The organism is Streptomyces sp. NPDC001407 (genome assembly GCF_042895325.1).
Classification (GTDB): domain Bacteria; phylum Actinomycetota; class Actinomycetes; order Streptomycetales; family Streptomycetaceae; genus Streptomyces.
Map to the genome: position 1 here is coordinate 1 of NZ_JBIAWF010000051.1, position 12565 is coordinate 12565.

The following is a 12565-nucleotide window of genomic DNA, read 5'->3' on the forward strand; positions in this document are numbered from 1 at the left end:
ATCACCGCATGCGACGTCAGCGACCCCCACCAACTACGAAACCTCCTCGACACCATCCCCCACCAACACCCCCTCACCACCGTCATCCACGCCGCCGGAGTGCCGAACTACATCGCGCTCGACGAGCTCTCGCCGGCCGAGCTGGACGCGGTGCTCCAGCCGAAGGCGAGGGCCGCGCTCAATCTCCACGAGATGACGCGGGACGCGGATCTCTCGGCCTTCGTGATGTTCTCCTCCGGCGCCGGGGTGTGGGGCAGCGGGCAGCAGGGCGCGTACGGCGCGGCCAACCACTTCCTCGACGCCCTCGCCGAACACCGACGCTCCCAAGGACTGCCCGCCACCTCCATCGCCTGGGGCCCCTGGGCCGAGGCCGGAATGGCCGCCGATCAGGCGGCTCTGGCCTTCTTCAGCCGCTTCGGTCTGCATCCGCTGAGCCCCGATCTGTGCGTCAAGGCGCTGCACCAGGCCGTGAGTTCGGGCGAGACCACACTGACCGTGGCGAACTTCGACTGGGCGCAGTTCACGTCGACGTTCACGGCGCAGCGGCCCAGTCCGCTGCTCGGGGACCTGCCCGAGAACAGGCGGGTGATCGCGCCGGTGGCGCGCGAGAGTGACGGGGAGTCGTCGCTGCACCAGGAGCTGACGGCGGCGAAGCCCGCCCAGCAGCGGCAGTTGCTGTTGCAGCACGTGCGCTCCCAGGCGGCGGCCACGCTGGGGCACTCGGATGTCGACGCGGTGCCGGCGGCGAAGCCGTTCCAGGAGCTCGGCTTCGACTCGCTGACCGCGGTGGAACTGCGCAACAGGCTCAACAAGAGCACCGGTCTCACCCTGCCGACCACGGTGGTCTTCGACCACCCCACGCCCGAGGCCCTCACCGACGTCCTCCAGGCCGAGCTGTCGGGCGGGACGGCGGCCGGCGCGGAGCGGGCGGCCACCGTCGCCGCCGACGACGAGCCGATCGCGATCGTCGGCATGGCCTGCCGCTACCCGGGCGACGTGCGCTCCCCCGAGGAGCTGTGGGATCTGGTCATGGCCCGCAGGGACGCCATGGGCGACTTCCCCGACGACCGGGGCTGGGACCTGGAGGCGCTCTACAACCCGGATCCTGAGAGCCGCGGCACGAGCTATGTACGCGAGGGCGGGTTCCTCTACGACGCGGGGGACTTCGACGCCGCGTTCTTCGGCATCAGCCCGCGCGAGGCGATCGCCATGGATCCGCAGCAGCGGCTGCTGCTGGAGACGGCCTGGGAGGCGTTCGAGCACGCGGGCATCAACCGCGAGGCCTTCAAGGGCAGTAACGCCGGGGTGTTCACCGGCCTGACCATCTTCGACTACCTCGCGCTGGTCGGTGAGCGGCCCACCGAGGTGGAGGGGTACATCGGCACGGGCAACCTCGGCTGTGTCGCCTCGGGGCGCGTGTCGTACGTACTGGGTCTCGAAGGCCCGGCGATGACGCTCGACACCGGATGCTCGTCCTCCCTCGTGGCGATCCACCAGGCTGCCAACGCGCTGCGCCAGGGCGAGTGCTCGCTGGCGCTCGCCGGGGGCGCGACGGTGATGGCGACGCCGGGCGCGTTCGTGGAGTTCTCGCTCCAGCGGGGTCTCGCCGCGGACGGGCGGTGCAAGCCGTTCGCCGCCGCGGCCGACGGCACGGGCTGGGCCGAGGGTGTCGGACTCGTGGTCCTGGAGCGGCTGTCCGAGGCGCGGCGCAACGGCCACAAGGTCCTCGCCGTCATCCGTGGTTCGGCCATCAACCAGGACGGCACCAGCAACGGTCTGACGGCCCCCAACGGGCAGGCGCAGCAGCGGGTGATCCGGCAGGCGCTCGCCAACGCGCGGCTGTCGGCCGACGAGGTCGACGTGGTGGAGGCGCACGGCACCGGCACCACGCTCGGCGACCCCATCGAGGCCGGCGCACTCCTCGCCACCTACGGCAAGGACCGGCCCGCGGACCGGCCACTGTGGCTCGGCTCGATCAAGTCGAACATCGGGCACGCGCAGGCGTCGGCCGGCGTCGCCGGTGTGATCAAGATGGTGAAGGCCCTGGAGCACGAGCGGCTCCCCGCCTCGATCCACCTCGACGCGCCCACGCCGCACGTGAACTGGGAGGGCGGCGGGGTGCGGCTCCTCGCCGAGCCGGTCGACTGGCCGCGCGGCGACCGCCCGCGCCGGGCCGGGGTGTCCGCCTTCGGCATCTCGGGCACGAACGCGCACGTGATCCTGGAGCAGGCCCCGGACGCTCCGGAGCCGGTGGGCGCGAGCGCTGCCGACGCTCCGGCCGGAGTGGTGCCGTGGGTGGTCTCCGCCCGTGACGAGGCGGCGCTGCGGGCCCAGGCGCGGGCCCTGGCCACGCGCGTGGCCGACGACCCCCGCCTCGCGTCGCCCGTCGACGTGGGGTGGTCGCTGGTCAGGAGCCGGTCGCTGTTCGAGCAGCGGGCGGTCGTCCTGGGCCGGGACCGGGACGCGCTGACGGCCGGGTTGCGGGCGCTGGCGGCGGGCGAGCCCTCGTCCGATGTGGTGTCCGGTCTCGCGGGTTCGTCCGGCGCCGGTCCGGTGCTGGTGTTCCCGGGGCAGGGGTCGCAGTGGGTGGGCATGGGTGCTCAACTCCTCGACGAGTCGGCGGTGTTCGCTGCTCGCATCGCCGAGTGTGAGCAGGCGTTGTCGCCGTACGTGGAGTGGTCGTTGACCGGTGTCCTGCGCGGTGACGGCAGCGAGCTGTCGCGGGTGGAGGTCGTGCAGCCCGTTCTGTGGGCGGTGATGGTCTCGCTTGCGGCGGTGTGGGCGGAGTACGGCATCACGCCCGCTGCTGTGGTGGGGCATTCGCAGGGTGAGATCGCGGCGGCGTGTGTGGCGGGGGCGCTGACGCTTGAGGACGGTGCGAAGGTGGTGGCGCTGCGGAGCCAGGCGCTGCGGGAGCTGTCCGGGGGCGGTGCGATGGCCTCCCTCGGGGTCGGCCGGGAGCAGGCCGCCGGGCTGATCGAGGGCCGCGCCGGGGTGGGGGTCGCGGCGGTCAACGGCCCTGCGTCCACCGTGATCTCGGGCCCGCCCGAGGAGGTCGCGGCAGTCGTCGCCGACGCCGGGGCCCAGGGGCTCCGGGCCCGGGTCATCGATGTGGACTACGCCTCCCACGGCCCCCAGGTCGACCTGATCACCGATCTGCTCACCGAGCGCCTCGCCGGCATCCGCCCGTCCGACACCGGCGTCGCGTTCTATTCGACGGTCACCGCCGAGAACCTCGACGACACCAGCACCCTCGACACCGACTACTGGATCACGAACCTGCGGCAGCCGGTCCGCTTCGCCGACACCGTAGAGGCCCTGCTCGCCGACGGCTACCGCGTCTTCATCGAGGCCAGCCCGCACCCCGTACTGACCCTCGGTCTTGAGGAGACCATCGAGCGGGCGGACGTCTCCGCCACCGTGGTGCCCACGCTGCGCCGCGATCACGGCGACACCGCCCAGCTCGCCCGCGCCGCCGCCCAGGCGTTCACCGCCGGTGCCGACGTCGACTGGACGGGCTGGTTCCCGGCCGTTCCGCTGCCGCGCGTCGTGGACCTGCCGACGTACGCCTTCCAGCGGGAGCGGTACTGGCTGGAGGGCCGCCGGGGCCTCGCGGGGGACCCGTCGGGGCTCGGGCTCGCCTCGGCCGGGCACCCGCTGCTGGGGGCCGCCGTGGAACTGGCTGACGGCAGCAGCCACTTGCTGACCGGCCGGATCTCGCCGCGGGACCAGGGGTGGCTGGCCGAGCACCGGGTCGCGGACACCGTGCTGCTGCCCGGTTCCGCCTTCGTGGAGCTGGCCCTTCAGGCGGCCGTGCGCACCGGCTGCGGGCAGCTCGCGGACCTCACCCTGCACACGCCGCTGGCCTTCGGTGACGGCGGTGCGGTCGATCTCCAGGTGTCGGTCGGCGCGGTGGACGAGGACGGGCGGCGCCCGGTGTCCGTCCACTCCCGGCCCACCGGCGACGGCGAGGAGGAGCCTGCGTGGACCAAGCACGCGGCGGGGGTGCTCGCGCCCGCCGACCCGGGTGCGCCGGACGCCGGACCCTCCGGGGCCTGGCCGCCGCCGGGCGCCACGCCGGTCTCCGGGCCCGACCCGTACGGCGATCTCGCCTCGTACGGCTACGACTTCGGGCCGGCGTCGCAGGGGCTGGTGGCCGCGTGGCGGATGGGCGAGGACATCTACGCCGAGGTGGCGCTGCCGGAGACGGAGAGCGGTGCGGCCGGGCGGTATCAGGTGCATCCGGTGCTGCTCGACGCGGCGTTGCACGCGCTGATCCTGGACGCGGTCACGTCGTCCGCCGACACGGACCAGGTGTTGCTCCCGTTCTCCTGGAGCGGCCTGCGGGTGCACGCGCCGGGCGCCGACCGGCTGCGGATGCGGATCGCCCGTACGGCGCCGGACCAGTTGTCCCTGACGGCCGTCGACACCGGCGGTGCGCCGGTGCTGACGCTGGAGGCGCTCACGGTGCGGCCGGTGGCGGCCCATCAGGTCGCCGGTGCGCGGGGCGTGGACCGGGACGCGCTGTTCCGGCTCGACTGGGCGCCGTCGGGCAGCAGGGCCGAGGGTGGTTCCCAGCGGTCCGCCGTGATCGCGCTGCCCGGGGAGCCGCTGGCGGTGGAGCTGGCCGGTGTGCTGGGCGGGGCGCCGGTGCGGGAGACGTTCGGTGCGCTGCGGGCGGAGGTCGCCGAGGGGGCCGACGCACCCGATGCCGTGCTCGCCGTGTATGTCACGCCGGAGGAGGGCGCTTACGACGCCGCCGAGTTCGCCCGGCAGGCAGCCCTCGGGCTGCTGGCCCTGCTCAAGGAGTGGGTCGCCGACGCCGCGTTCGAGACGAGCCGGCTGGTCGTCGTCACCCAGGGCGCTGTCGCCGCGCGGCCGGGCGAGGAGGCCGGTGATCTGCCCGGCGCGGCGCTGTGGGGCCTGGTGCGCAGTGCGCATGCCGAGAACCCGGGCCGGCTGACGCTGCTCGACGTCGACGAACTGCCCGCTTCCCTCGAAGCGGTCCCGGCGGCGCTGGCGTCGGGCGAGCCCGAACTGGCGCTGCGCGCGGGGCAGGCGTACGTGCCGCGGCTCGTGCGCGACGACGCGTCCAGGCGGATCACTCCGCCGGTCGGGTCCGCCACATGGCGTCTCGCGCGGGGCGAGGGGGAACAGCTCGTTCTCGTCGACGCCCCGGAGGCCGGCCGGGAGCTCGCCGCGCACGAGGTGCGGGTGGCGCTGCGCGCGGCCGCTCCGGACCCGGCGGCGCTCGGTGCTCCCGGCCTCGTGATCGCGGGTGCGGGTGTGGTGACGGAGGTGGGTGCCGGGGTCGACGCCGTGTCGGCGGGCGACCGGGTGCTCGGGCTCTTCGACGCGGTGGGGCCGGTGGCCGTCACCGGTGCCGGGCTCGTCGCGCCGGTGCCGTCCGGCTGGAGCTGGGCGCAGGCTGCCGGGTCCCTGGCGGCGTACGTGTCCGCGTACCACGCGCTCAAGGACGTGGCGGCGCTGTGCGAAGGCGACTCGCTGCTGGTCGAGGAGGGCGCGGGCGCCGTCGGGTCGGCGGCGCTGTGCCTGGCCGGGCACTGGAAGGTGGACGTGGTGGACGGCACCGCGCACTCCCCCACCGCGGTCCTGACGACGCGGGACGGTGCGCTGGTGGTCCGGCGGGGCGACGGCCCGGAGCAGGTGGCCGGGCCCGTCGAGCCCGGGCGCGCGCGTGAAGCGGTCGTCGCCCTGGCCGAGTTGGGGGCGCGGGGTGGCCTGGTGCCGCTGGAGGTGTCCGTGTGGGACGTCCGGCAGGCGCCCGAGGCGCTGGGTGCCGGGTCCTTCTCCTCGCACCCGCCGGTGTTCGCGCTGCCGGTCGCGTTCGACCCCGACGGCACCGTTCTGATCACCGGTGGCACCGGCGCGCTGGGCTCTCTCACGGCCCGGCATCTGGTCACGCGCCACGGGGCGCGGAATCTGCTGCTGTCCAGCAGGCGCGGGGCCGAGGCGCCCGGCGCGCTGGAGCTCGCGGCGGAACTGGCCGCACTGGGCGCACACATCGCCTTCGCCGCTTGTGACCCGGGCGACCGGGAGGCGGCGGCGGCCCTGCTGGCCTCGGTGCCCCGGGAGCATCCGCTGACAGCGGTCTTCCACTGCGCGGGCACCGTGAACGACGCGGTCGTCCAGAACCTCTCGGCCGACCAGGTCGAGGAGGTGATGCGGGTGAAGGCGGACGCCGCCTGGAATCTGCACGAACTGACGGCGGACGCGGACCTGTCGGCGTTCGTCCTGTACTCCTCGGTGGCCGGCCTGCTCGGCGGGGCGGGGCAGGCCGGTTACACGGCGGCCAACGCCTTCCTCGACGCGCTCGCCCGGCACCGGCACGGCGGCGGCGCCGCGGCGACCTCCCTGGCCTGGGGCTACTGGCAGCTGGCCGACGGGATGTCGGGGCGTCTGAGCGACGCCGACCGGGCGCGGCACGCCGCCGCCGGTGTGGTCGGGCTCGGCACCGACGAGGGCCTCGCCCTCCTCGACGCCGCCTGGAGCAGCGGCCTGCCGCTGCTCGCACCGGTCCGCCTGGACCTGGCCCGGATGCGCAGGCAGGCGCAGAGCCACTCGGCCGCCCCGACGCTGCTGCGGGACCTGGTGCGTGGCGGCACGGGCAAGGCGGCCGGCGGCCCTTCGGGGGCGTCCGCGCTCCTGAGGTCGCTGAGCGCGCTGCCCACGGCGGAGCGGGAGCAGGTGCTGCTCGACCTGGTGTGCTCGCACGTCGCGGCGGTGCTCGGCTACGACGCGGCCACGCCCGTCAACGCCACGCAGGGGCTGCGGGAGCTGGGCTTCGACTCCCTGACCGCGGTGGAACTGCGCAACAGGCTCTCGGCCGCGACCGGTCTGAAGCTGCCCGCCACCTTCGTCTTCGACCACCCGGACCCGGCGGCGATCGCCCACCGGCTGGGGCAGGAGCTGGCACCGCAGGAGGCGGACCCGCTCGCCGGGGTCCTGGAGGAGTTCGAGCGCCTGGAGCCGGCCCTGCTCGCCGTCTCCTCGCGGGGCGGCGCGGCACGGACCGAGCTGGCCGGGCGGCTGCGCGCCACGCTGGCCCGTCTCGACGCGCCGGAGGGCGCGGCCGAGGGCGCCGCGGTGGCCGCCCGTATCCAGGACGCGTCGGCCGACGAGATCTTCGCGTTCATCGACCGGGACCTCGGCCGGGGGACCGGCAACGGACACAACGGCCAGGAAGTGCAGGAGCAGCGATGAACGAGTTCACCCGTAAACAGCGCGCCCTGGAACACAGCCGCCGGATCAACGCCGGAGACCTCGACGGGGTGCTGGAGCTCTACGCCCCCGGCGCCGTCCTGGAGGACCCGGTCGGTCTGCCGCCGCTCAGCGGCCACGAGGAACTGCGCGCGCACTACGCGCGGCTGCTCGGCGCCCACGTTCACGAGGAGGCGGCCGAGCCCGTCGCCGGACAGGACGGCACCCACGTCCTGCTCCAGGTGACGTCCGTCGTCGACTATCTGCCGGACGGCCCGCTGTACGCCGAGCGCGGCTGGCTCAAGGCCCCCGACAACCCGCGGACGGCCCGCGTCCGGCGCGCGGCCATGCTCGTGATGCGCCTGGAGAAATCCGGCCTCGTCGAGCACGTGAAGGCGTACTGGGGCACATCCGATCTCACGGTCCTCGGCTGACCGGTCACCCTTCCTGGAGGTGCGATGCCCGACGAGGCCGCGCGAAAGAAGATGGCGCTCGACTACGCCCAGCGGATCAACGCCGGCGACATCGAGGGCGTCCTCGACCTGTTCGCCGACGACATCGTCTTCGAGGACCCCGTGGGACGCCCGCCGATGGTGGGCAAGGAGGATCTGCGCCGGCACCTCGAACTGGCCGTCTCCTGCGGGACGCACGAGGTGCCGGACCCGCCGATGACCTCGATGGACGACCGCTTCGTCGTGACGCCGACGACCGTCACGGTGCGAAAACCACGGCCGATGACCTTCCGCATCGTCGGCATCGTCGAGCTCGACGAGAACGGGCTGGGCCGCCGGGTCCAGGCGTTCTGGGGAGTGACGGACGTGACCATGAACGAGCCCGACGCGACCGGCACGGCATCCGTCACCGGCCCCACCCACCCCGAAGGGAACCGCGCGTGACCACCACCCGACCCGCACACGCCGTCGTGCTGGGCGCCAGCATGGCGGGGACCCTCGCGGCCCACGTCCTGGCCCGCCACGCCGGGACCGTCACGGTCGTCGAGCGCGACGACCTGCCCGAGGAGCCCCGGCACCGCAAGGGCGTGCCGCAGGGCCGCCACGCCCATCTGCTGTGGTCCAACGGGGCCCGTCTCATCGAGGAGCTGCTGCCCGGCACCACGGACCGCCTCCTCGCGGCGGGCGCCCGCCGGCTCGGCTTCCCCGAGGATCTGGTGACCCTCACCGGGCAGGGCTGGCAGCACCGCTTCCCCGCCACACAGTTCGCCCTGCTCGCCAGCCGCCCGCTGCTCGACCTGACGGTTCGTCAGGCCGCGCTGTCGCGGGAGAACATCACGGTTCTCCCGCGCACCGAGGCCGTCGAGCTGACCGGCGACGCCGGCCGGGTCACCGGCGTGGTCGTACGCGACGTCGACAGCGGCCGGCAGACCTCGCTGGAGGCCGACCTGGTGATCGACGCCACCGGGCGCGGCTCCCGGCTCAAGCAGTGGCTGGCGGCGCTCGGCGTGCCCGCCCTCGAAGAGGACGTGGTGGACGCGGGCGTCGCCTACGCGACCCGGTTCTTCCAGGCCCCGCCGGGCGCCACGACGCACTTCCCCGCCGTGAACATCGCCGCCGACGACAGCGTCCGCGAGCCCGGCCGCTTCGGTGTCGTCTACCCCATCGAGGGCGGCCGCTGGATCGTGACGCTCTCCTGCACGCGGGGCGCCCGGCTCCCCTCCACCGAGGAGGAGTTCCTGCCCTTCGCGAGGGACCTGCGGCACCCGGTCATCGCCGATCTGCTGCGCGACGCCGAACCGCTCAGCCCCCTCTACGGCTCCCGCTCCGCCGCCAACCGGCGCCTCTACCCCGAGCGGCTCGACCAGTGGCCCGACGGGCTGCTCGTGCTCGGCGACTCCCTGACGGCCTTCAACCCGATCTACGGCCACGGCATGAGCTCGGCCGCGCGCTGCGCCGTCACGCTGGACCGGGAGCTCGCGCGGGGCAGCACGCCCTCGCACCGGATACAGAAGGCGATCGGCGCGGCCGTCGACGACCCGTGGATCCTGGCGGCGTCCAAGGACATCGACTACGTCAACTGCCGCGTCGACGCGACCGACCCGCGGCTCGTCGGCGTCGACACCGAGCAGCGCCTCCGGTTCGCCGACGCCATCACCGCGGCGTCGATCCGCGTCCCGGAGGCGTCGGAGATCGTCACGGACGTCATGAGCCTGAACGCACCCCAGTCGGAGCTGGGCTCCAACCGCTTCCTGCTCGCGATGCGCACCGGCGAACGCCACCCGGAACTGACCGCTCCCCCGTTCAGCGCGGACGAGCTGGCGGTGGTGAACCTGGACGCGTCAGTGCTCGCGCCGGCGGCGGTACGGTCCTCGCCCGCCGCGTAGGCGGCACCCTCAATACCCGACGGGCCGGATGTGGCTGACTCGCGTCAGCCACATCCGGCCCGTCCGACGTGAAGCACACGCAAAGGCACGGCTCGAACAGTGAGTTCGGCTCCGCCTACGCGGCGTCGGTCACCTGCCGTGCGGCAGGTGACCGGCGCAGGATCAGCGGCCGCCCCATTCGCGGTCGATCAGCGCGAACATGTCGTCGGCGCTCGCCTCGGACAGGTCCTCCTGGCCGCCGAGCACCCCCTCCTCGCCCACCGCGAACGGGGCCGCAGCGTCGGGGTGCTTCCACAGCAGGGCCTGGAGGCGCCGGATCAGGCCCCGGCGGCGCGGGTCGTCCGCCGCGAGGTCCGTCAAGGCCGCGTCCAGGTCGTCGAGATGGGCGGCCACCGGCAGCTCCGCCGCACCGCCGTCGGGCAGGATCCGCTCCAGCAGATGCCCGGCGAGGGCGCGGGGCGTCGGGTAGTCGTAGACCAGGGTGGCGGGCAGGCGCAGCCCGGTGGCGGCGCGCAGCCGGTTGCGCAGCTCCACGACGACGAGGGAGTCGAAGCCCAGGTCCTTGAAGGCCCGCTCCGGATCGACGTCCTGACCCGGCTCGTAGCGCAGCACGGCGGCCACCTGCGTACGCACCACCTTCAGGAGCGCGCCGGCCCGCTCCCGCGCGGGCAGGGCGGCCAGCTCGCGGCGCAGTTCCGAGACGTCCGCCCCGTCACCGGTCTCCGAGCCGGCATCGAGCACCCGCAGGGCGGCCGGGACGCCGTCGAGGAGCCGGGTGGGCCGGGACAGCGTGAACAGCGGGGCGAAGCGTTCCCACTCGATGTCGGCGACCATCACGTGCTTGTCGTCGCCGTCGAGCAGGGCGCGCAGCGCGCCGAGCGCCAGCCGGGGCTCCAGCGGCGGCAGACCCTGCCGCCTCGACAGACCGGTCTGCCGGAGGGCGAGGTCCCCGTCGTCCGGCAGGTCCCAGATGCCCCAGCCCACGGAGATCATCCGCGGACCGTCGGGCCGGCGCTGCTGGGCCAGGGCGTCGAGGCAGGCGTCGGCGGCGGCATGGGCACCGTGTTCCCTGCTGCCGAGCGTGGCCGCGAGGGAGGAGAAGAACAGCACGGTCTCCACCGGCCCGGCACCCGCCGGTTCGCCCAGGTCCATGGCCGCGGAAACCGCCGTGGCGAGCTCGTCGGGCGTGAGCTCCGCAAGCGGGGCGGGCACACCGGGCAGCGAAGTGTGGATGACCGTCCGTATCCGTACGTCCGCCACCTCCCCCAGGGAGCGTGCCACCGTCAACTCGGTGCCGTGCAGGGTCGCTTCGGCGGCGAGCTCGGCTTGCCGAGGAGCGCCGGTGCCGTCCGGGTCCAGGAGTACGACGTGCTCGGCACCGCACGCGGCCAGCCACCGCACCACGTGGTCCGCCAGCTGCCCGACACCGCCCGTCACGAGTACGGCGCCGTGCGGCTGCCAGTCCTCCCCGGCGCCGTCGAGGGGCGCGGGCGCCGGGTCGGGCACCAGACGGCGGCCGAGGGCCCCGGCCGGGCGCAGCACGACCTGGTCCTCGCCGGCGTCCCCGTACAGCACCGCGCGCAACGGTCCCGCCGCGAGCTCGGCCGGGTCGGCGGGCAGGTCCACCAGGCCACCCCACAGCTCCGGGTGTTCCAGGGCGGCCACCCGGCCGAGGCCCCAGACCGCGGCCTGCGCCGGGGAGACGACGGGATCGGTGTCCGCGCACGAGACGGCGCCTCGGGTGGCGCACCACAGGGGCGCGGAGAGGCCGGCGTCCAGCAGGGCCTGCACCAGCGCCAGGGTGGCCTCGGCGGGCCGCTCGGTGAGGGCGAGCAGGGACAGCACACCGGCGGGGGCGGCGCCGTCCGGGAGTTCGGCCTGGCGGAGCAGGTCCGCGAGCTCCGCACGCTTCGGGTCCGGGCCGGCCTCGACGAGAGTCGCCGGGATCCCGGCCTCCTCCAGCACGCTCAGGCACGCCCCGGTCCAGGCGTCGGCGCCCTGGGAAGGAGCGACGACCAGCCAGGTACCGGAACCGGCGGGGGCGGAAGGGGACGTGGGGACCGGCTGCCAGTCGACGCGGTAGCGCCAGGAGTCGACGACGGACCGCTCACGCCGCTCGCGCCGCCACGCGGACAGGGCGGGGAAGACGGTCTCCAGGGCCGACCTGCGCGCGTCGTCCTTGAGGTGCAGGGTGTCGCAGAGCGCCTGGACGTCCTCGCCCTCCACGGCCGCCCAGAACCCGGCCTCTTCACCGTCGGCCTGGGAAGCGCTCTCGGGTCCCAGGATGTCCGCCAGCCAGAAGCGCCGACCCTGGAACGCGTACGTGGGCAGGTCGACGATCCGAGGAGCGGGGTCGGCAAGGAACCAGCCGGACCAGTCCACTGCGAGGCCCGCCGTGTGCAGCCTGGCCACGGCCTGCGTGAACGCCACGGCGTCGGGCTGCGCGGGATGGAGCGAGGCGGTGACGACCGGTTCGGGTGCCTCCGTTTCGGTCACGGCGTCGAGGGTGTGCTGGGCGGCGGTGGTCAGGACGGGAGCGGGGCCCAGTTCGACGAACGCCCCGGCTCGGTCGGCAATATGGGCGATGGCCTGCTGGAAGAGAACGGGCCGGCGCACATGACGCACCCAGTAGTCGGGGCTCGCGATCTCCTCGTCCGCAGGCAGACCAGTCACATTGCTGATCAACGGAATCGTAGGTGCCTTGAACTTCACCTCGCCGATGGCCTCGGCGAAGTCCTGGAGCATCGGCTCCATCAAAGCCGAGTGGAACGCGTGACTGACCGACAGCGCCTTCGTTTTACGACCTCGCGCCGACCACGCCGAAGCAATCCCATGCACTTCATCGGCCGGACCGGAAATCACCGTGGAATCAGGGGTGTTCACCGCAGCCACACTCACCCCGGAACCCTCAAGCTCCGCAGCAAGCTCCTCCGCCGTGGCCTGCACCGCACACATCGCCCCGCCCTCGGGCAACGCACCCATCAACCGGGCACGCGCACCCACCAG

5 protein-coding genes are annotated in these 12565 nt (G+C 74.1%); 4 read left to right on the forward strand and 1 reads right to left on the reverse strand.

All coding sequences use genetic code 11. The annotated features are described in order from the left end of the window. From ACFY1P_RS34970 to ACFY1P_RS34985, 4 genes are all read left to right on the forward strand, one after another. Positions 1–7224, forward strand: a 7224-nt coding sequence (locus ACFY1P_RS34970; RefSeq protein ID WP_390752972.1) for an SDR family NAD(P)-dependent oxidoreductase, incomplete at its 5' end; no start/stop codon positions are given. After that, entirely contained in the window at positions 7221–7655 is a 435-nt protein-coding gene (locus tag ACFY1P_RS34975) for a nuclear transport factor 2 family protein (RefSeq protein ID WP_390752973.1), read from the forward strand. The genes ACFY1P_RS34970 and ACFY1P_RS34975, both read left to right, overlap by 4 nt. A 24-nt stretch (positions 7656–7679) precedes the next feature. Beyond that, on the forward strand, positions 7680–8117 hold the full coding sequence (locus ACFY1P_RS34980) for a nuclear transport factor 2 family protein (RefSeq protein ID WP_390752974.1): 438 nt from the start codon (positions 7680–7682) through the stop codon (positions 8115–8117). Continuing rightward, on the forward strand, positions 8114–9559 hold the full coding sequence (locus ACFY1P_RS34985) for an NAD(P)/FAD-dependent oxidoreductase (protein ID WP_390752975.1): 1446 nt from the start codon (positions 8114–8116) through the stop codon (positions 9557–9559). The genes ACFY1P_RS34980 and ACFY1P_RS34985 overlap by 4 nt, the downstream gene beginning before the upstream one ends. A 162-nt stretch (positions 9560–9721) precedes the next feature. Here the strand turns inward: ACFY1P_RS34985 and ACFY1P_RS34990 are convergent, their stop codons facing one another. After that, positions 9722–12562, reverse strand: coding sequence for an acyltransferase domain-containing protein (locus ACFY1P_RS34990; RefSeq protein WP_390752976.1), 2841 nt, complete (start codon positions 12560–12562; stop codon positions 9722–9724). Positions 12563–12565 lie beyond the last annotated feature (3 nt).